27 protein-coding genes are annotated in these 24,409 nt (G+C 59.0%); 12 read left to right on the top strand and 15 right to left on the bottom strand.

The annotated features are described in order from the left end of the window. Positions 1-8: 8 nt before the first annotated feature. The 4 genes from OK438_02435 to OK438_02420 form a co-directional block, all read right to left on the bottom strand. On the bottom strand, positions 9-2,048 hold the full coding sequence (locus OK438_02435) for a minichromosome maintenance protein MCM (protein MDA4124301.1): 2,040 nt from the start codon (positions 2,046-2,048) through the stop codon (positions 9-11). 10 nt (positions 2,049-2,058) lie between these two features. Next, entirely contained in the window at positions 2,059-2,559 is a 501-nt protein-coding gene (locus OK438_02430) for a hypothetical protein (GenBank protein ID MDA4124300.1), read from the bottom strand. 128 nt (positions 2,560-2,687) lie between these two features. Next, the gene (locus OK438_02425; GenBank protein MDA4124299.1) at positions 2,688-3,887 is read right to left on the bottom strand and encodes a branched-chain amino acid ABC transporter permease; all 1,200 of its coding nucleotides are present in this window, start codon (positions 3,885-3,887) and stop codon (positions 2,688-2,690) included. Between the two features lies 1 nt (position 3,888). Beyond that, a complete protein-coding gene (locus OK438_02420) occupies positions 3,889-4,986 on the bottom strand; it encodes a branched-chain amino acid ABC transporter permease (GenBank protein ID MDA4124298.1) in 1,098 nt (365 codons plus the stop codon). 68 nt (positions 4,987-5,054) lie between these two features. Here OK438_02420 and OK438_02415 point away from each other — a divergent pair, with 68 nt between their 5' ends. The 8 genes from OK438_02415 to OK438_02380 all read left to right on the top strand — a co-directional run bounded on the left by OK438_02415 (position 5,055) and on the right by OK438_02380 (position 12,832). Further along, entirely contained in the window at positions 5,055-6,431 is a 1,377-nt protein-coding gene (locus OK438_02415) for an ABC transporter substrate-binding protein (protein MDA4124297.1), read from the top strand. A 36-nt stretch (positions 6,432-6,467) separates the two neighbouring features. Next, the gene (locus OK438_02410; GenBank protein MDA4124296.1) at positions 6,468-7,226 is read left to right on the top strand and encodes an ABC transporter ATP-binding protein; all 759 of its coding nucleotides are present in this window, start codon (positions 6,468-6,470) and stop codon (positions 7,224-7,226) included. Next, positions 7,227-7,949, top strand: a complete 723-nt coding sequence (locus OK438_02405; GenBank protein MDA4124295.1) for an ABC transporter ATP-binding protein — start codon at positions 7,227-7,229, stop codon at positions 7,947-7,949. 93 nt (positions 7,950-8,042) lie between these two features. Beyond that, complete coding sequence (locus OK438_02400; protein MDA4124294.1) at positions 8,043-9,008, top strand: replication factor C small subunit; 966 nt, start codon at positions 8,043-8,045, stop codon at positions 9,006-9,008. Continuing rightward, entirely contained in the window at positions 8,983-10,281 is a 1,299-nt protein-coding gene (gene hisS, locus OK438_02395; GenBank protein ID MDA4124293.1) for a histidine--tRNA ligase, read from the top strand. Before OK438_02400 ends, hisS begins: the two co-directional genes overlap by 26 nt. A gap of 83 nt (positions 10,282-10,364) precedes the next feature. Further along, complete coding sequence (locus tag OK438_02390) at positions 10,365-10,595, top strand: Lrp/AsnC ligand binding domain-containing protein (protein MDA4124292.1); 231 nt, start codon at positions 10,365-10,367, stop codon at positions 10,593-10,595. Between the two features lie 43 nt (positions 10,596-10,638). After that, positions 10,639-11,607, top strand: a complete 969-nt coding sequence (locus OK438_02385; protein MDA4124291.1) for an NAD-dependent epimerase/dehydratase family protein — start codon at positions 10,639-10,641, stop codon at positions 11,605-11,607. Positions 11,608-11,638: 31 nt separating this feature from the next. After that, positions 11,639-12,832: an aminotransferase class I/II-fold pyridoxal phosphate-dependent enzyme gene (locus OK438_02380; GenBank protein ID MDA4124290.1), complete on the top strand. Its 1,194-nt coding sequence runs from the start codon at positions 11,639-11,641 to the stop codon at positions 12,830-12,832. Here the strand turns inward: OK438_02380 and OK438_02375 are convergent. Further along, positions 12,818-13,564: a lipoate--protein ligase family protein gene (locus tag OK438_02375; protein ID MDA4124289.1), complete on the bottom strand. Its 747-nt coding sequence runs from the start codon at positions 13,562-13,564 to the stop codon at positions 12,818-12,820. The genes OK438_02380 and OK438_02375 overlap by 15 nt on opposite strands. Positions 13,565-13,626: 62 nt before the next feature. Here OK438_02375 and OK438_02370 point away from each other — a divergent pair, with 62 nt between their 5' ends. Together OK438_02370 and OK438_02365 are read left to right on the top strand one after the other, a co-directional pair. Continuing rightward, a complete protein-coding gene (locus OK438_02370) occupies positions 13,627-14,049 on the top strand; it encodes an archease (GenBank protein ID MDA4124288.1) in 423 nt (140 codons plus the stop codon). Positions 14,050-14,120: 71 nt separating this feature from the next. Then, entirely contained in the window at positions 14,121-15,578 is a 1,458-nt protein-coding gene (locus OK438_02365; GenBank protein ID MDA4124287.1) for an RtcB family protein, read from the top strand. On the opposite strand, the gene OK438_02360 is transcribed toward OK438_02365, so the two are convergent. From OK438_02360 to OK438_02330, 7 genes are all read right to left on the bottom strand, one after another. Then, positions 15,575-16,363, bottom strand: coding sequence for a proteasome assembly chaperone family protein (locus OK438_02360; protein ID MDA4124286.1), 789 nt, complete (start codon positions 16,361-16,363; stop codon positions 15,575-15,577). The two genes, OK438_02365 and OK438_02360, sit on opposite strands and share 4 nt — an antisense overlap. Continuing rightward, a complete protein-coding gene (locus OK438_02355) occupies positions 16,364-16,738 on the bottom strand; it encodes a hypothetical protein (protein ID MDA4124285.1) in 375 nt (124 codons plus the stop codon). A gap of 45 nt (positions 16,739-16,783) precedes the next feature. Beyond that, entirely contained in the window at positions 16,784-17,671 is an 888-nt protein-coding gene (locus tag OK438_02350; protein MDA4124284.1) for a DMT family transporter, read from the bottom strand. A 137-nt stretch (positions 17,672-17,808) separates the two neighbouring features. Next, positions 17,809-18,237: a ferredoxin family protein gene (locus OK438_02345; protein ID MDA4124283.1), complete on the bottom strand. Its 429-nt coding sequence runs from the start codon at positions 18,235-18,237 to the stop codon at positions 17,809-17,811. A 69-nt stretch (positions 18,238-18,306) separates the two neighbouring features. Beyond that, complete coding sequence (gene rpiA, locus OK438_02340; GenBank protein ID MDA4124282.1) at positions 18,307-18,996, bottom strand: ribose 5-phosphate isomerase A; 690 nt, start codon at positions 18,994-18,996, stop codon at positions 18,307-18,309. Further along, positions 18,996-19,655, bottom strand: coding sequence for a hypothetical protein (locus OK438_02335; GenBank protein MDA4124281.1), 660 nt, complete (start codon positions 19,653-19,655; stop codon positions 18,996-18,998). Before OK438_02335 ends, rpiA begins: the two co-directional genes overlap by 1 nt. A gap of 85 nt (positions 19,656-19,740) precedes the next feature. Next, entirely contained in the window at positions 19,741-19,971 is a 231-nt protein-coding gene (locus OK438_02330) for an LSm family protein (protein MDA4124280.1), read from the bottom strand. Between the two features lie 63 nt (positions 19,972-20,034). On the opposite strand from OK438_02330, the gene OK438_02325 reads away from it, so the two are divergent. Beyond that, positions 20,035-20,514, top strand: coding sequence for a hypothetical protein (locus OK438_02325; protein MDA4124279.1), 480 nt, complete (start codon positions 20,035-20,037; stop codon positions 20,512-20,514). A gap of 198 nt (positions 20,515-20,712) precedes the next feature. Next, positions 20,713-21,009: a cell division protein SepF gene (sepF, locus tag OK438_02320; protein ID MDA4124278.1), complete on the top strand. Its 297-nt coding sequence runs from the start codon at positions 20,713-20,715 to the stop codon at positions 21,007-21,009. A gap of 27 nt (positions 21,010-21,036) precedes the next feature. Here sepF and OK438_02315 read toward each other — a convergent pair whose 3' ends face one another. The 3 genes from OK438_02315 to OK438_02305 form a co-directional block, all read right to left on the bottom strand. After that, positions 21,037-21,507, bottom strand: a complete 471-nt coding sequence (locus tag OK438_02315) for a GNAT family N-acetyltransferase (GenBank protein ID MDA4124277.1) — start codon at positions 21,505-21,507, stop codon at positions 21,037-21,039. A 97-nt stretch (positions 21,508-21,604) separates the two neighbouring features. After that, positions 21,605-23,488 (bottom strand): beta-CASP ribonuclease aCPSF1, encoded by a 1,884-nt coding sequence (locus OK438_02310; protein ID MDA4124276.1) that lies wholly within the window; start codon positions 23,486-23,488, stop codon positions 21,605-21,607. 32 nt (positions 23,489-23,520) lie between these two features. Continuing rightward, positions 23,521-24,192, bottom strand: a complete 672-nt coding sequence (locus OK438_02305; protein MDA4124275.1) for a proteasome subunit beta — start codon at positions 24,190-24,192, stop codon at positions 23,521-23,523. Positions 24,193-24,409 lie beyond the last annotated feature (217 nt).

Below are 24,409 nucleotides of genomic sequence, written 5' to 3'. Positions count from 1 at the left end.
CTCCGCGCCTAGCTGCCGAGCCGCCGGATGAATCCGGGCTTCGACTCGTAGACCATTCCTTCCCTGAACATCGTCCTAATCATCTTCTCGGCGTCCTCATCGGAGAACTTCGACTTGATCAGCTCCTCCTTGAAGGCCCTCCTTTCGACGGGCTTCTTGTCGGGTCCCTCGAGGGACTTGAGCACTTCCATGGCCGCCCTCAGGTTCCTTGTCTCCCCCGCGGGCTTCCCCAGTTGAATCCCGAAATCCGTCTTTTTGGTGGTGGCGTCAGTGAGCACGTCCTCGACCATCCGGTTCATCAGAGCGACTGCCGCGAGAGCATCCTCCTCGGTCACCGTTTCCCTGAGCAGAATCCTGGCCCTCGCAGTGGCGACCCTGATCATAGCTTCGAGGGTCCTGGGGGTGGGCGGAATCTGGCCCTCATCGCCCCCGGCCTTCCTCAATTCGAGGTAGTAGTCCTTCAATCTGGCTATTGCCTCCTTGGTGAGCGTAGGTGAAATCTTCTTGGCGTATGCGATGTACTTCTTCAGTAGGCTGAACTCGACCGGGGGAGGGGCGGCGTACCCCTTCCTCTCATGGACCGAGAGTATGTGGGTGGCCAGTCTCTCATCTTCAGCCGGTGCGGGCTGATCCTTCGTCACGAAGATAAGGTCGAAGCGCGTCAGGAGCGGAATGGGGAGCGTCCCAATGTTCTCGGTCAGGTTCTGGAAGGGGTTGTACCTCCCAAGAACCGGGTTGCAGGCTGCGAGTATCGCGGTCCTCGCGTTCAGCGTCGCGTAGATCCCGCCCTTCGCGATCGTAACAGTCTGCTGCTCCATGCTCTCGTGGAGGGCCGTCCTGTCCTCGGGCCTCATCTTCTCGAACTCGTCGATGGCTGCTATCCCCTGGTCCGCCAACACCACAACTCCGGCCTCGAGCATGAACACGTTCTTTTCTCTAATAACTGCCGCTGAAAGCCCTGCGGAAGTCGTCCCTCTTCCCGACGCGTAGATGCCACGAGGCGCCACCTGAGAAGCGAACTTCAGCATCTCTGACTTGCCTGTCCCCGGGTCACCCACAAACAGGACGTTGAGATCTCCTCTCAACTTGGTGCCGTCGGGGAGGACCGTAGCTGACCCGCCGGCGAGGAGGAGCAGTATCGACTCTTTCTCCGCAAGATGGCCTAGAATCACAGGGGCCACCGACAAGATCAATCTATCGTAGGCGTCAGGCGAGGACGCCACGCTCCTGATAAGTGCCTCATCCTCCTTCGTGATCTGGACCATCTCCGGCTCCTTCCCCTTGACCTCCACGTGGTTGCAGTCGATCTGAGACTTGAACAGCCTCGTCTTCACTTGCCCGACGGCGTAGTCTGGCACCGCCCTCAGGATGCCAGACAGCACGACCCTGTCCCCCGGCCTCGCCTGGTTTACGATGTCGCCTTCCACGTTGACGTCGAAGAACTGAGGAAGCTGTCCCGGTGGAAGTTCCTCTGGGAGTTCCTGGACCCTTAGAATCTGGAAGTCGATGAACCTGCTCTGCTTCTTTTCGAGCTCGAAGTTCCGGGCCTCGCCGCATATGTCGCACTTGGGGGGCCTCTTCAGGGCGAGGTCGTCCTGATCCTGAAAGGTGACGTGTCCACTCGGACAGACCCAGGCCGCCGAGGTCATCAACGGCCTCAGCTCAGAGGTCCTTACTATCATCCCAGAGACAGCGAGCATCTTGTCGAGGTATGAAACGTCAACCTTTCGCAGAGGGACAAGGTCGGATATTGCTCGAATCCTCACGGCGAGGTCTCTCTTGACCCTGTCAGCGTACAGCGCGTTCTCGCTCCTCATCGTTTCGTAGGCTGCTGTCTTGAACGAAGCCAGCGCGTAATCAGGCTTCAGAAGCAGCGTATTCGCTAGGTCGTTGTCGTATCTAAGGAGGTCCCCGAAGTCGACCGTCAGCGACTTGCCCTCGTTGGAAATGAGTTGCGAGATCTTGGTCCGGTAGGTGTAGTTCCCAGACCTGTCGGTGACAGTCTTCAGGAAATCCTCGAGCATCTCTGATAGCTTGCCGCTGGCCATGGTGGCCAAACTAGGTCACTCCGAGCAGGGCTGCTCGCCACTCCTTCGAAACCGACTGGGAGGCAGTGAAGAAGGCGCTCTCTTCAGGGGTCAGCTTGTCAGCCAGCGATGTGACCGAAGTAGAAGAGCTCGAAAGGGAAAGCAACTTGCTAAGCCTCATGCCGATCAGGTCGTAACTCCCCGCCTTCAGCCTGTCCAGGTCTTCCTTCTTGGCCTTCCCATCTGTCGCCGCACGGCCGAGGAGGCTGAGCCTCCTCTTCATCCTCAGGTAGAAGTCCTGAGGCAGGGCCGAGAGCTGGAGCGGGCCCATCATCTTCTCCTTGCCTATCGCCCTGAAGATCTCGGTCTCAAAGGGCTCCTCCGCCAGCTCGGCTAGGCTCAGGCTCGACAGCTCCTCCGCCACCCATCGTGGGAGCTCCACCGTCTCCCCTTGTTTGAGGCCGTCGATCCGAAAGTCTCCTACGTCGATGTTATCCAACGATGAACGCATGACGACCTTCGCCTTGCCCATTAGATACTCCCTCTCCCTACGTTCGAGCAACTGAGTTAGTGGCTGTGACTCATTCAGCAAAGCGGAACGCGAACCCGCGCCACGATAATAAACGTATGTGGGCTCAAGCGTCGGATTCGGGTTGTTTGCTAGGGTGGGCCGACGGTCCCTGACTTTTGCCCGCGTCTGACAAGCGATTTCGCCCTCCTCCCAAACCGTCGCAACCTCGAAGGCTCCTCTGGTTCGGTGCCCCCACCTCCTCCGGGCCCAGCTAGAGCGCCGACCATGGCCGCGACGGTCGACCTCGAAAGCGTCGGGGTAGGCTTTTCCCTGATTATCCCCTCCGGACGAAGGAGCAAGATGATTATGAGAAGCGCGGCAAACAGGATGTCCTGCAGCCAGTTCACGTCGAAGAAGATGTATGGCTGGACGTAAGGCTGAATCTGCTGCAGCCCCTTGAAGATGAGCATGAAGAAGAAAGTCCCCAGGGCGACGCCGAAGTTGTTGCCCGCCCCACCTATGATGACAATCAGGAAGGGCCAGAAGGTCCATGCGAACCTCGTCCAATTATCGGATTCCACCGACGCGATGTAGAAGGTGAAGATCGCGCCCGCCATCCCTGCTATGGCCGAGGCGATGATGAGGATGTTGCGCCTCACTGCCACGTCGTCCTTACCCAGTGCCTTTGCTGCATCCTCATTGTCCCTAACTGACTTCAGCATCCGTCCCAGGGGTGACTTGGCCACGCGCTCGGCGTACAGGAAAACGACTATCGCGAAAGCCGAGACTACCAGCGCGGCCACGAGGTCCCTGTATCCCGGTCCAAGGGACGACCAATAGACGTAGGGGTCGGGCACTTCGATGTTTTGCGCCCCTCCAATCAGCGGTGTGTAAGTCCTGAGGATCACTTGGAAGAACTGCGCAGCCCCTAGGAGCAGCATTCCGAGGTAGTCCTCTCTGAGCCGTATTGCAGGATAGGAGGAGAGATACCCGAGAAGAGCGCCGACCAGCGCGGCCACTAGGAGCGAGAAGATGACGAGTTGAACCGCGAACGCCGGGTCCGTCGCCAGCCTGGCATTTACCCCACTGATGATCGACGGGTTGAATACGATGAAGTCGCGATTGACACCTATCCCATAGGCGTACGCAGCTACCCTCCCGGCAATGGAGCCGGAGAAGGCGGCCCCGCCGGCGATGAACATCACCTTGCCGAAGTTGGGGATCCCGGTGAATCCGAACTCGAGGTTCAGTGTCAGGCTTATCGCAAGGTAGAGCGCGTAGTAGTTGAGGAAGCCCAGGCCGAAGCTCACGAGGTCGAAGCCCCCAATCAGCAGCTGGGGCAGGCCCATGCTACTTCTTCTTCCTCCTAAACCTGAGTGAGATGAGGCCCTGGGGGAGAACCATCAAGGCGATTACCATGATCAGGAGTGGAATCCCCTTCTGGAATGGAGTGACATCTGGCCCGAACCCGCTCACTAGGCCCTGGGCGAGAATGTCGGTAGAGAACCCTGTCGCCATTTCGAAGAAGATGTACACCCCCAGAATCCCAAAGATCGCCCCGCCGATTCTCGATCCGATTCTCCTCTTCCTGAACAAATAGACGCCGATTAGTATGGTCGCAACCGCGATGAGCCCCGCTCCGATGTACCCGAACCCCTCGCCTAGGCCCGTCGTCACAAGGTCCTCACTCCCCCCAATTACAAGGCCTCCGACGACAGCCCCGAAAATGCTTGTCAGACCTCCGAGCACGCTGGAGGCGAAGATCTCAACGATGAGGTCGGAACCGGTGCTCGTCCCGCCCGGGAGCCACAATGTATAGAGGGCGCCCGCCAGCCCTGCGAATCCTCCCGCAAGCATCCACGAGACTGTGTACACCCTTTCGACGTTGATTCCGAGGACCCTGGCTAGGGGCGGGTTCTCCACGGATGCCCGCATCGCCACTCCAAACCGCGTCCTCGTGAAGAGCAGGAACAGCATGACCGTAATCAGGACTAGGACAAGTGGCGCGACAAATACCACTCCCTGGATTCCGAAGATGGTGAAGTCGCCTGGGAGGGCAAAGAACTGTTTGGCATCGATGAGTTTGTAGCGCGTCTGGAGGTAGTCTGTGTAGATGCCGAAGACCCCGATGAAACCGATATCAACTCCGAAGGTCGCGATCATCAGGGCCACGAGGGGAGTCCCTCTCTTCGCCAGAGGGCGCAGGATCCCGACGTACATCAGAACCGACGCTCCTCCGGCGACCACGAACGCCACCAGACTGGCAGCATAGGGCGAGAGGTGGTTGAGGGTCTCAAGCTGGTATGCACTGTAAAGGCCGATGGTGACGAAAGAGCCGTAGGCGAAGTTGGGGACCTTGGTCGTCAGGTAGGTCAGTGTCAGACCCATCGCCATGAGAGCGAAGAAAGTTCCGTAGACAACGGCTGAGACCAGGTAGGCTGGAACCAAAGGTCTAGAACTGGGCCAAACCACTTAGGAAGCCTTAAAACTCTTTCCCGACTACCGTCCAAGCTCCGTTGAAAAAGAGAGGGGTATCTACAGCAACAGTTTTCGGATCTCTTATCGTGGGGCTTCTCATCGGCGCGGGTGGCATCTATCTTGCCGCTCCATCGCTCGGTCTGGGGAGTACCGTCACGACAACCATCGCCGGAAGCGGCGGTACACAAACGATAACCACGACCGTCGCCGGCACAGGCTCTGGCCTGTGTAACGGCCAGACGGTCCACATCGGCGCCCTGAACGACCTTAGCGGCCAACTATCCGCGCAGGGGAAGGGCGACTTGGCGGCAGAGCAACTCGCAATCACAGAAATCAACGCCTACGAGGCCAGCGCAGGCTGCCACGTGACGTTTGTCTTGGACAACAACGACTACAAGCTCGACGGTCCAACCGCACTATCTCAGACTCAGGCAATGTATGCGAACGGAATCCGCGTGGTCATTGGTCCGCTTAACAGCGGAGCCGCACTCGCGATTCTCGCCTACGCAAACTCCAACCACATCGTGCTCATCAGCCCGTCTTCGACTTCACCTGCCTTGCACGTTACTGACGTGACAAACAATTACCTGTTCAGGACTGCGCCTAACGACGCGGCCCAGGGACAGGCAATCGCAAGGGAAGTCCTGACCCAGGGCGCGAAGGCAGTAATCGTAGTCAACAGAGACGACACCTACGGCGGCGGGTTGGCCAACGCGACCGTCAGCTTCCTGAAGCAGGACGGCCTGGCAGCGGCTAGCATCGCGGGCCCATTCAAATACGACACTGCGACCACAGACTTCACTTCACTGATCACTGCGATCACCAACTCCTACAACACGCTGAACGCGGGCGCGGCCGCAGGGCACGTGGCTATTGTTTCGGTTTCGTTCCAAGAACTTGGAACGCTCCTGAAGCAGGCCTCGACCCAGAGCGCTGCGATCTACAACGATGTGCCGTGGTTCGGGAGCGACGGTGAAGCTCAGAACTCGCTTTTGAGCAACTCCAGCGTAGGCCAGTACACGTCACACGTCATCCTTCCATCTACACTCTTTAACGTGGTCAATAACAGCAAGACACTCGCATTCTTCCAGAAGTACGCAGGAACATCGCAGCTCGCAGCCATCGTCGGCGGCGGAGTCTTCTATACGTTGGAAGGCTACGACGACACATGGATCGCTGCCTTGTCAATACTCTCGGCAGGTAGCAACGACGGGACTGCTATCCATGCAGTATTGCCGACAGTGTCGAACAGTTTCTACGGCTTGACCGGTTGGGAAGGGCTCTCTGGAAACGACAGGATTCCTGGTTCATACCAGATCTGGAAGGTCGTAGCCAGCGGCAGCACTTTCAATTGGGTCTTGGCTGGAAGCTGGGACTACAACACCGACACCGTGACCTGGACGAACGCACCCTAAACCAAGAGATCCCCCATCTTCTTTTTGTGATAGTGAATGGCGTCGTTCTTAGAAGTAAGAGAACTTTCGAAGTCTTTCGGGAACCTCAGAGCGCTCGATGGTGTTACCTTCGACGCCGAAGCGAAGAAGGTGCACATTCTCATCGGCCCAAATGGGTCAGGAAAGACCACCTTGATCAACGCAATCAGCGGCTTCTACAAGGCAGACTCTGGGACAGTGATATTCGATGGAAAGGACATAACCGGGCTTCCCCCCTTCAAGGCCTATCGGCTAGGTCTCGCCCGCACCTTCCAGATCCCAAATCTGTTCTGGAAGCTCACGGTCCTCGAGAACGTGCTCGTTGCCGAGAAGGGCAATCCGGGCGAATCGTTTCGCAAATCGCTTTTCAAACGCTCTTGGGTCAAGAGCGAAAAGGACGCGACTGAGAGGGCCCTGAAGCTGCTGGAGCTCCTTGGCCTCAGCAAGGTCTGGGATAACACGGCGATCAAGCTGAGCGGCGGTCAGATGAAACTGCTTGAAATGGGGAGGGTGCTGATGAGCGGGGCGAAGCTCATCCTATTGGACGAACCCATATCCGGGGTGAACCCCACACTGGCTCACGAGATCTTCGTCAGGATACTCAAGCTCCGCGACGACTTGGGGGTCACCTTCCTGATCGTGGAGCATAGGCTGGACATCGCCCTGAGCTACGTGGACACAGTTACGGCCATGGCCTTCGGCAAGGTAGTCGCGGCCGGAAAACCAGAACTGGTTATGGCCGACCCGAAGGTAATCGAAGCCTACCTGGGGGCCTAAATGTCACTCAGGGTCGATGAGGTCTCTTCAGGATACGGCAAGCTCCAGATTCTTTCGGACATTTCACTCGACGCAGATCCAGGTCAACTGACGGTAGTGGTCGGGCCCAATGGGTCGGGCAAGAGCACTCTTCTGAAATCGATCGCAGGGCTTTGCGCCATGTACAAGGGCACAGTTACCCTTGACGGCAAGACTCTTTCAGGCCTCCCCTCGCACGTCATCGCGAGGTCGGGGGTGGCCTACCTCCCCCAGACAGACAGCACCTTCGCCCAACTGACAGTGGCTCAGAACTTCAAGATGGCAGCGTACACCGTGTCCAAGGTGGACTTCGAACCCAGGCTCAAGGACGCGCTGAGCATCTTCCCACAGCTTGAGAACTACATCAAGTCGAAGGTGGTCAACCTGAGCGGCGGGGAACGGCAGATGGTGGCCATGAGCATGGCCCTGATGCGGAAGCCCAAGGTCATACTCTTCGACGAGCCGACCGCGAACCTCTCGCCAAAATACGCGACGCAGGTGCTCAAGACCATACAGGGCCTAGCGAAGGAAAGAGAGATCACCATCGTCCTCGTGGAACAGAACGCCAGGAGGGCGCTCGAGATCGGCGACAACGCATATCTGCTGGTCAGCGGAAGGAACGCCTTCAAGGGACCAGCGAAAGAGCTCCTCGCGCATCAGGAGCTCGCCAAACTCTACCTTGGACTCAAGGTAGCAGTGGGGTAGTCGCTCCGCTCCAATCGAACGGATAAATACGAATACCATCCGACTGGGCCCCGTATTGTTGCGTTCGCTGAATGGGCGCAGGCGTGATCGTGGTTGCCTCTCGAAGACCTGATGTGGGTTGAGAAGTACAGGCCATCGAAGCTCGATGACCTGGTGAATCAGGAATCAATCAAGCAGAGGCTGAAGCAGATGCTAGTGAAGAAGGAGCAGCTCCCCCACCTGATGTTCGCTGGCCCGCCAGGTTCAGGGAAGACCACCACCGCCCAGATAATCGCGAAGCAGATCCTCGGCGAGCACAGCCAGGAATACACCCTGTCCCTGAACGCCAGCGACGAGAGGGGGATAGACATCGTCCGGGAGCGGGTGAAGACCTTCGCCAGGTTCGTGGACCGGAGGGAGGGCGTCCCCTTCAGGATCGCGATGCTGGACGAGTGCGACGAGATGACCAAGGACGCGCAGACCGCCTTAAGGAGGATAATGGAAGAGTCATCCGCCTACACCCGGTTCATCCTGATCTGCAACTACTCCTCGGGCATAATCGAGCCTCTTCAGAGCAGATGCGCAATCTTCCGGTTCCAGCGCCTCGACGAAGCCTCTGTGGTAGAACACCTGAAGGTCATAGCCAAGAAGGAGAAGGTCAAGGTGGCGTCGGAAGGTGTCTACGGCGCGATCTACGAGGGGACCCAGGGGGACCTCAGGCAGGCCATCAACATGATGCAGGCCGCCTCTGCGTCTGGTGAGATTAGTGTGGAGTCAGTGAAATCGGTCACCGGGTCGGCCGTCAAGGCCCGGGCAGCCGAGGTGATCAAGCTGGCTCTGGAAGGGAACTTTGAAGGCGCAAGGACGAAGATGGTCGAGCTCACACGAGTCTATGGGATCCCCGAGAGGGACTTCCTCCGCTTCGCCAACGAGTCTCTCAGCTCTCTCAAGGTCGAAGACATGGGAAAGGCTGTCTCCATCCTGGCCGAGTACGACTTCCGCCTCGTCCAGGGCTCCCAGCCGGAGCTGCAACTCACCGCCATGCTAGCCCAGCTTGCCTCGCTCAAGAAGGGGGACTGACACGGACCTAACGCTCCCCCGCGGGATAAGAGACATCGAACCAGAGGAGTACGAGCGGCACGTCAGAGTTAGGACCGCCTTTGAGGAGGTCGCGGGCCTCTACAACTTCAAGGTCATGGAGCCGGCTTCGCTCGAACACCTTTCGACCCTCAGAGCCAAGAGCGGTGTCGACATCGATAAGGAGATCTACGCGTTCAAGGATAAGGGGGGGAGGGACCTGGGGCTCAGGTTCGACCTGACGGTCGGGATGACGCGCTACGTCTGCTCGAGGCGCGACCTCAAGCCGCCGGTCAAGCTGGCCTCCTTCGGTGGAATGTGGAGATATGACGAACCCCAATACGGCAGGTTCCGATGGTCCCACCAATGGGACCTGGAAATCTTCGGCCCTGCCTCCATCGAGGCCGACGCAGAGGTCATCGATGCTAGCGCAGCGATTCTGAGGAAGCTCGGCCTCCTGGATTCGACGGTCAGGGTCGGGGACAGGAGAGTGGTGGAGAATTTCATCAGAAATCAGCTAGGGGTGGAAGACGACGCTCGGGCCATCGAACTCATGCGCGCCCTTGACAAAGTCGGGAAGAAGACACGTCCAGAACTCGAGAAAGAGTACTTCGACAAGGGATTCGAAAAGAGGCAGCTCTCGAGCTTGATGGAGCTGGGCGAGATCCGCGGGCATCCCGAGGCCGTACTGGGAAGACTCTCCGAGCTGGGTCTGGGCACAGCTTCGCAGTTGGGCGACCTTCTCGACCTGCTGAAATCGCGGGGTGTGGCCAAAGTCGAGTATGACATGAGCGTAGTCAGAGGAATCGACTACTATACTGGAATTGTCTTCGAAGCCGCAGACGACAGGAACCCACGGCTGGGTTCTCTCTTCGGTGGGGGTAGGTACGACGCTCTCCCCAAACTGCTTGGGAGACCAGACCTCTCAGCCACGGGCGCTGCTGGCGGCGTCGAGAGGGAGTCTATGTCCATGGGCTCCATGACTTCCTCTGCCGGTCCTTTCACCTACGTGGCATGTGTAGCAGACATGGTCTACCCCCAGGCCCAGCGGGTACTTGCGGAGCTCAGAAGTGCCGGCCACTCGTCAGACATTTCACAGCCCGGCAGGAGTCTTTCCAAGCAGCTCGAGGAGGCCAGCCGGGCTGGCGCCGCGTGGTGCGTCATAGTCGGGGAGAAGGAGCTCGCTGCGAAGAGCGTGACCCTTCGCGACATGAGAAGCAGGAAAGAGGAGCTCCTCACTCTGGCCCAGGTCCTCACGCGACTGGAAGGCTCTTAGCTCGAACCTTCTCATCAATCCGTTCGTTCCTGATTGACATCACGGCATAATCTTTAATCTGAGGGCCTCGGAGATAACTCGGCATGGAGAAGGCAATAGTTCTGGTCAACCTGAGCCCAGGCGCAGAGGAGCAGAGCATCGCCGCCCTTAAGGGGATGCCGGGGATCCAGGCTGTCTACCAGCTCTACGGCCTCTACGACCTGCTGGTCATGGTGGAGGGAGCGGACGACCAGGCAGTGAAATCAATCATAGCCGACAGCCTGCGTTCGAAACCTGGCGTCGTTTCAACCATCACGATGAAGATTCTTTCCTAGAACTACCAAGGTTTAAACTACCTTCGTATCGGGCAACTTCGGATTGCCCAAGAAGATACTTGTCACCGGGGCTGCCGGCCAGATCGGTGCCGAGCTGGTCCCGTCCCTCCGGGCGCTCTACGGAAACGAAAACGTCGTAGCAGTGATTCACAGGGCCGCAGGCAGCCCCAACCTTCGAGCCGGGCCGGTGGAGGTCCTCGACGTTTCGGACCCCGCGGCCCTCGGCCGGGTCGTGAAGGACCACGAGGTCGACACGATCTACCACCTGGCGGCCCTCCTCTCGGTGACCGGGGAGAACAACCCCCAGCTGGCCTGGGAGGTCAACATGGACGGCCTGAGGAACGTCCTCGAAGTCGCAAGGAACGGGCGGCTGGCCGGGGTCTTCTGGCCGAGTTCAGTCGCAGTCTTCGGGCCCGACGCCCCAAGGAAGGGGGCCCCTCAGAACGCGCCTCTGAACCCAACAACCATCTACGGCGTCACCAAGGTGGCAGGGGAGCTCCTCTGCAACTACTACTCCCTGAAGTACGGCCTTGATGTGAGGTCCCTGAGGTACCCGGGGCTCATCAGCAGCGAAGCGCCCCCGGGTGGGGGGACCACCGACTACGCTGTCGAAATCTTCTACAAGGCCCTGACTGACGGAGCCTACTCCTGCTTCCTAAGGGAGGACACCGTCCTCCCGATGATGTACATGCCCGACGCCCTAAGGGCCACGGTGATGCTGATGACGGCCGACCGCGAATCGGTGCCTCGGCACTCGGGATACAACCTGGCAGCCATAAGCTTCTCTGCAGGCGAGATTGCAAAGGAGATCACGAAGCACGTCCCGGGATTCAAGGTATCCTACGCGCCCGACTCGCGCCAGAAGATTGCCGACTCCTGGCCCATGTCCATCGACGATTCCGAGGCACGGAAGGACTGGGGATGGGCCCACGAATACGACCTCGCAAGGATGACTTCGGACATGGTCGCAAAACTGGGTCCAAGGCTGACGGGCGCAAGGAAAGACGTTTAGACTCCACATCTGAGCCCGAAGACCGAGAGACATGCGCGACCCTTCTTCGTTTCTGAAACTGGAGTACGACGACCTGGTGAACCAGGCGTTCGACTGGAAGCTGAGAGTCCTCGGCGGGCCGAGCACACCCTGGTGCCTCGTCGACGGCAAGAAGGTCCTGATGTTCTGCTCTAACAACTACCTCGGTCTCAGCAACCACCCGAAGCTGAAGGAGGCAGCCATCGAGGCTGTCAGGACCCACGGGGCCGGGTCGGGTTCGGTGAGGCCCATCGCAGGCAACATGGACTTGCACGCCGAGCTTGAGAGAAGGCTTGCCAGCTTCAAGGGGGCCGACGCCTCGCTGGTATACCAAACCGGCTTCGCCGCCAACGCTGGGCTCATCCCCCAGCTCGCCGGGAAGGGGGACATCATCATCAGCGACGAGCTGAACCACGGAAGCATCATAGACGGCGTGAGGCTCTCCCACGCAGAGAGGGGGGTCTACAAGCACGCGGACACCGACGACCTGGCAAAGGTGCTTGACGATGCGGAGAAGGCCTCGCCCTCTTACAGGCGAATCCTGATAATCACCGATGGCGTCTTTTCGATGGATGGCGACATCGCTCCCCTTGACAGAGTAGCAGCCCACGCGGCAGAACATGGGGCCATGCTCTATGTTGACGACGCCCATGGCGAGGGAGTTCTTGGGCAGGGAGGGCGCGGAATCGTCTCGCACTTCAACCTGACCCGGGACAAGGTCCAGGTTGAGATGGGAACCTTCTCGAAGGCCTTCGGCGTGGTAGGTGGCCACGTTTCGGGCTCCAGGGACCTCGTCAACTTCGCCTACAACAAGTCCCGCACCTGGCTGCTGAGCGGCTCGCACCCGCCGGCCGTCGTCGCGGCCTGCATCGCGGCGGTGGACGTGCTGGAACACGAGCCACAACACGTGCAGAGTCTGTGGGAGAACACCAGATACTTCAAGAAGGCAATGCACGACCTCGGATTCGACCTCGGAAGGAGCGAGACCCCGATAACTCCTGTCATGGTCGGCGACAGCGCCAAGGCGAAGAAGCTGAGCTCTCGTCTCTTCGAGCTGGGGGTGTTCGCGCTTCCCATCGTGTATCCGATGGTCGCCCAGGGGAAGGCGAGGATCAGGACCATAATGAACGCGGCATTGAACAAAGAAGACCTCGACTTCGCAGTAGGTGCCTTCGAGAAAGCTGGAAGGGAGCTAGAGATCATCTAGGGCGAACGGGTCCCCGAAGGTCCATTCGCGCTTCCTGTACTTGGACGACGCAAGCTCCAGGCTGAGCTTGGATTCCCTTTCCGTCAGCCCCTCCTGCTGGAGGGAGTAGCCGGACGCTTCCACAAGCTCTCTGACAAACCTCACTTCGTCGACTGCGCAGTTCGAGACGGGGGCGAACCTACTGCGTGGATACTTCTTCGCAACCGTTTCGTCTCTCGGCCGGGTCAACCTCTTCACCTCTTCCAGGTCTGCGCTCACCAGCAGCGTCCCATGACACATCACCGCGGATTTGGAGAGGTAGGCAGCCATGCCGCTAACCTTCCCGTAGCCGTCCACTATGGAGTTCGGGGCCTTGAAGGCACACTCCGAGCCGCATCGCTTCAACGCAGAAACGACCATCGACGCGAACGATTCGAAAACTCCCCTAGGACCCCTCGTTTGCAGTTCGACGCCCTCGTCCCCTCCCGGGATAAGGAAGGACCAATTCAAGTTGCCCGGGCCGTTGTAGACCGCTCCTCCCGCGGTGAACCTCCTGACCACGGGAACCGAGTGAATCCGGCAGTATTGAAGGTCTGTCTCGAATTCCGCAAGCTGGGCCCGACCTATCACGACCGACTTCTGGTTCCTCCAGACCCTGAGCGTTGGCACGCGGACGTCGTTGAACAGAACCTCCTCCAGAGCCAGGTTCGCATAGGGGTCAGCAAGGACGACCTCGAGTAGCCTTCCCCTCAACCCCGCAGTCGGGGGGTGGAAGAGATTTAGAGCTTTGAAGTGCTCCCCCTCGCCGAACTCCCTTGCCCTTCAAGTACCTCCCGGACATCGCCCTGGCCGACATCGCCTTCGAAGTCGAGTCGACCTCGGTCGACGGCCTCTTCGAGGACTGTGCCCGCGCGCTCTCCGACATCATGGTTGACCCCGAGACCCTCGGCTCCAAGACTTCCCGACGGGTCTCCCTGACCTCAGAAGACCTCGACAGGCTCCTCTACGACTTCCTGACCGAACTCATCGTGATCAAGGACGTCGACTCCCTCCTCTTCCGCGACGTCCAAGTCGACGTCGGAGCGGACGGAAAGGCCCTGACCGCCGACCTTCGAGGCGAACCAATCGACAGAGTGAGGCACGGGCTGCGGAACGACGTGAAGGCGGTCACGATGAACATGTTCGGGGTCAGGCACGAAGGCTCGAAGTGGAAGGCCACCATTGTCCTCGACATCTGATGCCTCTTGTCGCCTTAAACGCTTAAAGAATCAGGCCGAAGGTCGCAAACTTCAGAGGAGATTCCCCCACAATGCCTCTGATTGATTCCGCAAAGCAGGTGTCCGAAGTGTCCTGGGAAATCCCCACATCCTACAAGGAGGGAATGCTCGTCCCCGCCAAGATCTACGCGACGAAGAAGCTGCTCGCAGCCATGGACCAGGGGGTCATCGAGCAGGTCACCAACCTCGCCTGTCTTCCCGGAATAGTCCGCTACGCCTACGCCATGGCCGACGCGCACTGGGGGTATGGCTTCCCAATCGGAGGAGTCGCCGCCTTCGACCTCGAAACTGGTGTTATCTCTCCCGGCGGCGTGGGGTTCGACATCAACTGCGGGATGCGCCTCATCCGGACGAATCTACACTATTCAGAAGTCAAGCCACACGTCAAGGAGCTCGTCGACCTGATCTTCAGGCTCGTCCCCGCAGGAGTGGGCGTGAAGGGGACGCTGCGAGTCTCCGAATCACAGTTCGAGGAGGTCATGAAGTACGGGGTGAAGTGGTGCGCAGAGAACGGCCTTGCCTGGGAGGACGACCCCGCCCACGTGGAAGAGGGGGGGTTCATCAAGGGGGCCGACCCGTCCAAGGTCAGCCGCCAGGCCCGCAGCAGGGGCATCGAGCAGCTCGGGACTCTAGGCTCAGGCAACCACTACCTCGAGATCCAGGTGGTCGACCCAGCTAGGTTCTTCGACAAGAAGCTCTCGAAGCACTTCGGGATAGTGGACGAGGACCAGGTGGTTGTGATGGTTCACTGCGGGAGCAGAGGTTTCGGCCACCAGGTCGGGAGCGATTACCTTCGTGTTTTCGACGGCGCCATGAAGCGCTACGGTATCAACGTCCGGGACAGAGAGCTCGCCTGCGCACCCTTCTCCTCCAAAGAGGGGACCGACTACTACGGCGCCATGGTCTGTGCTGCGAACATGGCCTTCACCAACAGGCAGGTGATCGTCCAGAAGGTCAGGGAAGCCTTCTCCACAGTCTTCCACCGGGACGCCGAGGCCCTGGACATGCATCTAATCTACGACGTCTGCCACAACGTTGCGAAGGTCGAGAGGCACTCCTACGACGGCGTGAACGCCGACTTCCTCGTCCATCGCAAAGGCGCGACCAGGAGTTTCGGTCCTGGCCATCCGGATATCCCAGCTCCCTATCGCGATGTGGGCCAGCCAGTCATAATAGGGGGCTCCATGGAGACCGGCTCCTATCTTCTGGTCGGCACCCAGAAGGCCATGGAGGAGACCTTCGGTTCCACGGCCCACGGCTCCGGCAGAACCATGTCCAGGACCCAGGCGAAGCGGGAAGTGCGCGGGGCAGAGCTGCAACGTAAGATGCTCGAGAAGGGGATCTACGTGAAGTCGGCGACCATCGACGGCCTCGCAGAGGAGGCGGGGATGGCCTACAAGGACATCTCGGAAGTGGTCGAGACCATGGACCTAGCCGGTATCTCGAAGAAAGTAGTCGCCCTCAGGCCCGTGGGGAACATCAAAGGCTAGCCGATGTAGCCTGGCCTGGGCTCCTTCTTCGGCTGCGGGGAGGTCTCCCTCTCCTGCTCTGACATGGCCTGGAGCTGGCTGATCAACTTCTGGGTCTCCTCTGCCTTCTCCTTGAGCTTCGATGTGTCGATCGGCAGCCCGATTATCTTCGAAAGCACTTCCAGCACTGACTTCGAAGCCCCCGCGTCCAGCACGTATCCAGAGGTCTCTCCCAGCAGGCAGGCTCCATCGAGCCCTCGAAGGGCCGCGATGCCGATCAGCAGCCCGTTCATCCCGCTTATCCCTCCGTCCTTCATCAGGGTCACCCCCTCCTCTGATATGGAGTCGAGCATCTTCCTGGACGTGCCCGCCCCGTACACCTTCGGAGACGCGGAGAACGCCCCGGTGATGTACGCAGCCAGGGTGTAGACCTTCTTTACTCCGCACTTCTTCGCCAGGCTCACCACCGCATCCGAGAGGGCGTACTCTCCTTCAGAAGTGGTCGGCTGCGCGTCAGCGGTGAACACGAAGAGGCTCTGACCCTTCTTCGTCGGAGCATAGAAAAGCTCCCCCTTCAGCTGCTCAGCCGTCCCGTCCTCCTTGACGTTGACCTGGGGAGGGAAGGATTCGCTCGAAAACTCGGCGACCTTCCTCAGCTTGAACGTCCTCACCAGGTGGTCGGCGGCCAGTTTCCCGACGTATCCGCTCCCGGGGAGCCCGCAGACGAGCACCGGGTTGGAGGCCTTCGGCATCTGGAGGACCTTGGTGCTGATGATGCCCTCCTCCGCCCCGTCCTTGGCCTTCACCTACTCCTCCTTCCTGCTCAGCTTCTCGCTCAGGTCGACGAGCTTCCCCCTGTCCTGGACTTTGATTGAAGTCTTCAGTCTGAAGCGCAGACCCAGCTGCCTGAATATCGAGTAGAGTTCCCCACCGGAGACCCTCTCTAGAAGCCTCCCCTCCCTTATCATGCCAGCCAGCTCCTTGACCATCCTTACGGTCTGGAGGGGGTAGATGGAAAAGGCCGCCTCGAGCACCTCGTCCCCCCTGTCATAGAGCATCTCTTCCACTATTTGTCTGTCCGTCTTCTCGGCCTTTGCAGGCGCGGAGGTCGTCTTGATCCTCTTCCTCATCGCGTCGAGCTTCCTCCTCTCGAGCAGCCTCAGCTCAGCGTCGTCTTCCAAGGTATCCGGGCTCACCTGAGGCGCCGAAGATAAAACGATTGCTGGTCAGTGCCGAGAAATGGTCGCCAGTCCCACAGCCACCAGGAGCATCGCCCCTCCGACGACCGTCGCCAGGCCCAACTGCTCCCCTAGGATGAGCACCCCGCCCACGACGCTCACCAGGGGGACGATGTACAACTGCACCACCAGTCTCGAGACCATCTGCCTCCCGACCAGGGTGTAGAAGATCAGGTTCGCGACTACGGTGCTGAGCAGGGAAAGGTAGAGGACGGCGGTCCAGCCTTGGAGGTTGAGGTTCACCGCTTCCTGGACGATGTTCGGGGAGAAGACGGGGATAAGAGGAAGAAGGACCGCAGTCCCCAGCACCGCCGACCAGACTGCCACGGGAAACGGCCCGTACTTGCTCACGAGCGGCTTTGACGCGACGGTGAACACCGCGGAGGAGAGCGCAGAGACGACGACAAGAAGTGGACCGAAGGCGTTCGTGGACCCGAGGCTCACGTCCGGGCTGGAAATCACGGCCGCGCCAGCGATGGCCACCACAAGGCCCGCCTTGACTCTGATGCCTATCTTCTCATGGAGTGCCAGCGCCGAAAGGACGACGCTGAACAGCGGCGAGAGAGAGATGAGCAGGCCTGCCAGGGACGCGTTCACTGTCTGCTCCGAGAAGTTCAGGGAAAGGTGGTAGATGGCGACGCTGGTCAGGGACACCACAAGTAGCCTGAAGAAATCCTTCCTCTCGAACTTCGCCTTCGCCTTCCCGATGAGAGGGTACAGGGCAAGGAAGGCGGCGCTGACGATCAACCACCTGAGGAGAGTAAGGCTGACCGGTGTCAGCTCGCCGGGACTCACTGCCACCCTGATGGCGACGAAGGCGTTCCCCCAGATTACGCCCAGCAATACGAGGAGGGCGTAGCCCTTGAGGTTCTGCAACAATCGGCCCACCGACTTATCCGCTTTAAGGCACTCGTTTGGAGTAGGAGCGAACGGGTTTGTTAGACTCGGAATCAGAGAAGAGGTAGGTCAGTTCTTGCAGTTGGCACAGGATGAATTCCTCAGAAAGCATTCGTCTACGGCTGCGTGATCTTGATTGACAATGTAGGGCAGCTAGTCTCGCAAGCCATGCAGAAGATGCAGTCCGCCTCTCTTATGGGTTCGGACTTGTCTGATCTGTACTGGTCCCATTCCGGCGTCCCCTGTTCGACTACCTTGTCCTTCCCCGTCCCTGCCTGTCCAGGATTGAGCTGCCATTCAAACACGAAGACGGGGCAGACGTCCATGCAGACTCCGTCTGCAACACAGGATTCCCAGTCGACCGCGACTGCGGTCCCGTGAATGCCATTTGTGGTGGGGTAGGGCTTGCTTTCTCCATCCATCCTGCTCGCCCCTGCGGCCCTGATCTTGTGTCCGTTGTGCTCGCCAGTCAACGGGAACTGGTCGGGCTTAGAAAGGAAGTTCGGATCGATGGGAGCTGACTTGTATCCTACGTCTCGGGTCATTGTCGAACAGGATGCGTCTCGAAAAGCATGTTATAAATCTAATCGGTTTAAAATCAGATTCACAGAATTTCAGGCCTTCTTCAGCGCATCGTAACTCCCGTCGTCATTGAGCTTGTAGACTGTGATGGGCTTGAAGGTAAATATCCCCACCTCGGCGACCCCAGGGACTCCCTTCAGCTTGGTCTCCATGACAGCCGGGTCATCGAGGGGCTCGAAGAGCGTGTCGAGGATCACGTTTCCGTTTTCGGTGAAGTATGGATACCCCTTCGGCATCAGCCGCTCGTCGGGGACCCCGCCAAGCTTCGAAATCCTGAGCTTCGCGCTCTCACGTGCCATGGGGACGACCTCGACGGGGACCCGCACCCCCTTCTCGCAGAGCCTCTGGGCGAACTTGTTCTCCGAGGCGACGATCAGTATTTCCTTCGCGCTCCCCATGACCACCTTCTCTCTCAGCAATGCCCCGCCTCCGCCTTTGATCATGTTGAGCTCCGCGTCCACCTGGTCCGCTCCGTCGACCGCCAGGTCCACGGACCCCCTGAACGGTACCAAGGTGATGCCGTTCCTGGACGCGACCATCTCGATCTGGGTCGAAGTGGGCACCCCGCTTATGCGCCTGGAATTCCCTATCGCAAGCGGGGCAAACTCCTCAATCAGGGCCGCGACAGTCGAACCGCTCCCGAGCCCAATGATCGCTCCTGTGGCGACCTTCTTCGAGAGCTCCTGGGCCACTCCCTTGAGCGCTTGCCGTTGCCTGTCCATCAGTTTTCCTGCTTCTTCTCGATGTCGATCTGCTCGAGGCGGGTAAGGGCTTCCATGACTTCGTCCCTGATTTCCTTCACTCTCCTCTCCGAATCGCTCATCTCCGGCTTCGACCTCTTCTCTACGGCGCGCTCCAGGTCGGTGGTGCGTTCAGCTCGTGGGCCTGCCTCTTTCTTGACGGCCTCTGGGGCGGCGGGCCCGAGCCTCTGCTTTGCCGCATCGAGCCTCCCCTCTATGTTCTGAATCTTCTGCTCGAAGAGGGAAACAAGCTCGTTCCTGAGGTTCTCGAGCTCTCCGACCTCGACTATCAACTCCACGTCCTTCAATTTGGATTGCAGGTCCTTTATCTGCTCGCTGTAGCGCTTGGACATCATCTCGCGCTCCTCTCTCGTGATCCGCCCTTCGTTCTCGGCCTCGTAGAACTTCATCAGGGCCGACGAGAGCATGTCTCTCTCGACCATGATGGTGCGCATTTCCCTTCTGGAGCGCTCCAGGTCTGAGAAGGGCACCGTGGCCGCCGTGACCCCTCCCCTGGGCGATGGCGAGGCGACGACGACCTTTTGTTGACTGGGCCTTGAGTAGAACACGTAGTACAGCACCACGGCCGCAAGCCCCACCCCAACCGCCCCCCCAACCACGGCAGTGAGCAGGTCGACCATGGAATAGTTTCCTTGCCTCTCCTCAACCTGTCTCGGTATTAAAACTAGATTCGTGCGTTCCGTCTGCTGTCCCGATGGTGCGAGTCTAGCTCGGCGGCGGGGAGATCATGATGATGTTGTCCCCCCGTACGATCAACGAGCCCAGGGAATTGGACTTGCCGTCCTCTGACACCTCTTCCGCCGTCTCTAGTGATAGGTTCATGTGCTGGTCGAACCCCTGCAGGTTTCCTCTGATTATTTTGCCTCCCTTCAGCTTGATCAGCACTACCTTCCCCACGCTCTCATCGAGAACCTTCACTGCCATGTCTACTGACAAAGACGAACCCTTGTTGAAGCCGTCCCGAATGGATTTATTTAAGGACTCAGATTTGCGCGGTCGGTGAAGAAGTGGGTCCTGTCGCGGCGGGATTCTGTGGACATGATCGAGAAGATCGAGTCACAGCTGGGCGTCGAGCTCAAGCTCCCGAAGTCGGCACAGGCCCAGTGCGCCGAGCCCGCCGAAGGGGTGGTCTTCGTCGACCTAGACAGTCTCACCTTCGTCCAGTCCGAGGCCAGTTTCATCCCATTCCTGGGGTCAGCCGCAGCTCTGGCGCTCTTCCCCTCGGCCGTGGTCGACCAGGGGGCCATCAAGTTCCTCCTCAACGGTGCGGACGTGATGAGGCCTGGCATCAGAAGATTGGATGACTGGGGCGGGGTCGGAAGGGCGGTGGTCGTCAGGGAGGACAAGAAGGAGAGGGCTATCGCCGTGGGGGTCTCTACGGTGACCGGTGCCGAGGCCAAGGCGATGACCAAGGGGAGTTGTTTGAAGAACGTCCACCAGGTCGGCGATAGGTTCTGGAACCTGCACAAGACCATCTGAGGCGGACGGGGGGGCACCGTGGCTCTCCCGCGAAGCGGAGAAGTTTCAAGGAACCCTCCCCTTATATGCTGAGAACGAAAACCTCGATTTCTGAACAATACTCTACAAGTTGGTCTAACAAATTCACGGCGTTGATAGAATTGCGCTCTCGGTTCACGCTTAATAATGGGTTTTGGCTTTGAGGCGAAACAGCAGCAAATGTCCGGCGTAGTCCAGGAAAGAAGGATGGAGGGCAAAAGCAAGGAGATCCTGCTCAAAGCCCTGGCGCTGAAGAGCATAGAGGACATACCGAAGATCCAGGAGGACGTCGCCAACAAGACCATAGTGATCCTGAAGGTAACCCCCCTGGCACAGAAGAGCCTGGAAGAGCTGAAGTCATCCGTCGAACAACTCTATGAATACGCCACATCCGTCGGAGGAGACATTGCCCGGCTAGGGGACGAGAGGGTAGTGATTACTCCGCCCGGCGTGAAGATCTGGCGCGGCCTCCAGTAAGCCTAGACTCGTTCTCAGTCGCTTCTGTCACTCAAAGTCGAGGTACATCTCCCAGCCTCGCTTCCATCCCAGCCTGGGGTAGACCTTTCTTCCCTCTTTCGACGCGTGCAGTGTCATGCCCGGATAGCCATTCTTCTGCGCCCAGCCAACCGCTTCCTGTACAATAAGTGAAGCCAGCCCTTTCCGGCGAAACTTGGGCTCAGTGTACATCGACATCAGGTATGGCACCAGGCGGGCTCCGTGCCCTGGTCCCGGCTGCTCCTCCCTGAGCCAGGCAGCTCCACCCGCGGCTATCTCTCCCTTTTCGTCTGTCACCAGATAGCACCGCAGAAGTCCCTTCTTCATCTTCTCGAGAGCCCACTTCCTGTACGCTCGGTCACCGATGACGCGTTCCTGATCATTTCCATGCTTCATGTCGGCAAACATCATGCGCCTCTGCCGAACCAGTTCGTCTATGTCGCCGGATCTTGCAAGCTTGATTTCGAAACCCTTCGTCACTCCTCTCTCTTCGCATGGGTGGCATCCGTTGAGGCTAAAACGATTCTATTCGCGCTTCGCTCCCACTGGGTAGGCGGTCGCCCCGCTGATCAGATTCTCAGTAGACTCGGATTGCTTCCTGGACGGCCGGGTGAAGCGCGGGCACGCGATATATCCTCTGAATCGCATAGGCAAGGTTCTCTGTCTTCCTCTTCTCTCCGTGGTTGACGAGGACCTGCTGCAGCTTCGGCCTAAGTTTCCCGATGAACCTGATGATCTGGTTGTAGTCGCTGTGGCCGCTGAACCCCTCGACCTTCTGGACGGCGCACTTTACGTCCACGATCTTGATCTTGCCCCCCTGGTCCATGAGGCTCGCCTGGCTGCTTCCGTCGAGGACCCTGCGCCCCAGGGTGCCTTGGACCTGGTATGAGACGAAGAGGATCTTGTTCTTCCCCGAGGGGGCGATGTTCTCGAAGTAGTCGAGGACCGGCCCTCCTTCCAGCATCCCCGACGTTGCCATTATGATCGCTGGCCCCTCTCGGTAGGCCTCCTCCCTGTTCGAGGGGTGCTCCACCTCTGTGAAGTACTCAGACTTGAAGGGGTTCACTCCGTCGTCCAGGATCTTGGTTCGAAGCTCCCTAGACAGGTACTCGGCGTAGGAGACGTGGATGGCAGTTGCCTCCGAGATCATCCCCTCCATGAAGACCGGGGCTTCCACCAGGACCTTGTTCCTCATGTACTGGTCTATCACAAGCAGTATCTCCTGGGCCCTCCCAACGGCAGGTATCGGAATCAGGACCTTGCCCCCTCCCTGGAGAATGCCGTTTATCGAATTGACGAAGTTCATTTCGACCTCCTCTCGGATGGGCATTATGTCCTCCTTGGCCCCGTAGGTACTCTCTGTGATCAGAGTCTCGACGCGCGGGTAGTTCCAGGTCGCAGAGTCGAAGAGCTGGGTCCTTCCATACTTGTAGTCCCCGGTGTAGACGATGTTGTGGGCGCCCTCTCCGATGTGAAGGTGGACGGTGGCCGAGCCCAGTATGTGCCCAGCGTTGTTGAAGACGAGCTTGATGTCTGGGGAGATGTCTGTGACCATGCCGTAGGGCAGGGTGATGGCATGCTGCACGACGTCCCTTATGTCCTTCTGGTCGTAGATCAGCCTCCCACCTTCGATCTGGGCAATCTTGACGAAGTCGCTCTGGAGCAGCGTCATCAGGGGGAGCGTAGGCTCCGTGCAGTAGACCGGGCCGTCGTAGCCGTACTTGTACATCGCAGGGAGGAAGCCCATGTGGTCGAGGTGCGAGTGGCTGATCACTATGGCGTCTATGTCCCCCGGGGACACGTCTGCCCAGTCGAGCCTCGGGTACGCGTCCCAGGCGTTCCTCGAGCCAGGATGGATCCCGCAGTCGAGCAGGACCTTGCTCTCAGCAGTTTCAACGAGGAGGCAGGACCTCCCCACTTCTTGGAAGGAGCCCAGGGTCTTGATTGTTACGTGCTCGCTGGACGTCAGCCTTGGCCTGAAGATTGCCTCTCCCAGTTCTCGATAGAACTTCTCCCTTATGTCGCTCCCAGCCTTCATGGCGTAGTAGACGTTCTGGATGGCGGTCGACTTGATGTGGGGTGCCTTCCTCACCTTCACCTTCCAGCCGGTCAGGTCCATGGAACTCCCCAGGTCGAATCCGGCCTCCTGGGAGAGTACCTTCGGGTTCCCCGCCTCAACGGTGATCTCCCCGAGGGCGTCGTCGAAGAAGTAGTTGGAGACTTCAGCCTCGACCGGGAGGGTCTTCTCCAGCACCTGACGCGCGTCGCTTTCGGGCTTCCTGATGGACTTCTCAGTCCTCGTGACCACCCGCTTCTTCAGGGTGTTGACTATCTCGGAGATCACGTAGGAGTTCTTGTGGAGGAAGGCAGGGTTCCTGGTGTAGAGCGCGATCCTCGGCCCCTCGTATTCGATCCTAGTGATCTGAGCCTCCGCTGGGATAGTGTTCAGTATGGCGCTCATCAGACTGACACCGTTCGCTTTCTGTTCCAAACCTAATTGTTAGTCGAGAACTGGGCGAGGAGCTTGTCCTTCTCCTGCTCAGATATTTCCCTGAACCCGTCCTTGTCGAGGATGGCGATATCGAAGTGGTCCCCTGTGGCCACGTTCCTGCGCGTCGCGGCGATTATCGCCTTCGCAGCCAGCGGATAGGCCTTCGCCACCGTCATCCCTTCCTTGAACTCGACCTCCAGCACCCCGTAGGCGACTGGCGACCCGCTCCCGGTCGCAATGACGTTCTCCTTGTTCATCGAGCCGAAGAAGTCCACGTTGAAGAGAGCCCCGCCCTTCGTGTCGACCCCGCCCACGAGGACATCCGCGATGAAGGGGTAGAGCCTTGACGAGAAGAGCATGTTCGAGACCACCTGGGCTGCGGCCTTCACGGGCATCGGGCGGCCCCTCTCTATCCTGTAGAGGTTGGTGTAGTACTTGAGGGTGTCAACGACGTTCTGGGCGTCGGCCACCCCTCCTGAAATCGTCATCGCGATGTTGTCGTCGATTCTGAGGAGCTTCTTCCCCCTCTTGTGGGCGATGAAACCCCCCGCCGTGACTCTGGTGTCGGTCGCGAGGACCACCCCGTCTGAACAGACCAACCCGACCGTCGTGGTTCCGTGATACATGGCGGAACCCAGGGTTTTCCCAGCCGGCGCTTTGAAATCTCTTGACATTAGGTCGACAAACTCCTTCAGAACGTACAAATCGGCGTTGAGGCAGTTCCTTATTTAATGTTTCCCGAGAAATGTTTGGTTCTGTCCCGACTTCTTGTTGGTCATGAGGCTGTTTCACCTTTGGTAGTCTGGGTTCTGCGTCGCATAAGAAGACTTGCGGTCAGAATTCCGATACCCGAAATGACCAATCCCCAACTCAGCAAGTAACCTACAATCG

This window comes from Nitrososphaerota archaeon, assembly GCA_027887005.1.
GTDB lineage: Archaea > Thermoproteota > Nitrososphaeria > Nitrososphaerales > Gagatemarchaeaceae > UBA183.
Note: the sequence above shows the minus strand (reverse complement) of the source record. Positions and strands in the feature narration are given on the sequence as shown.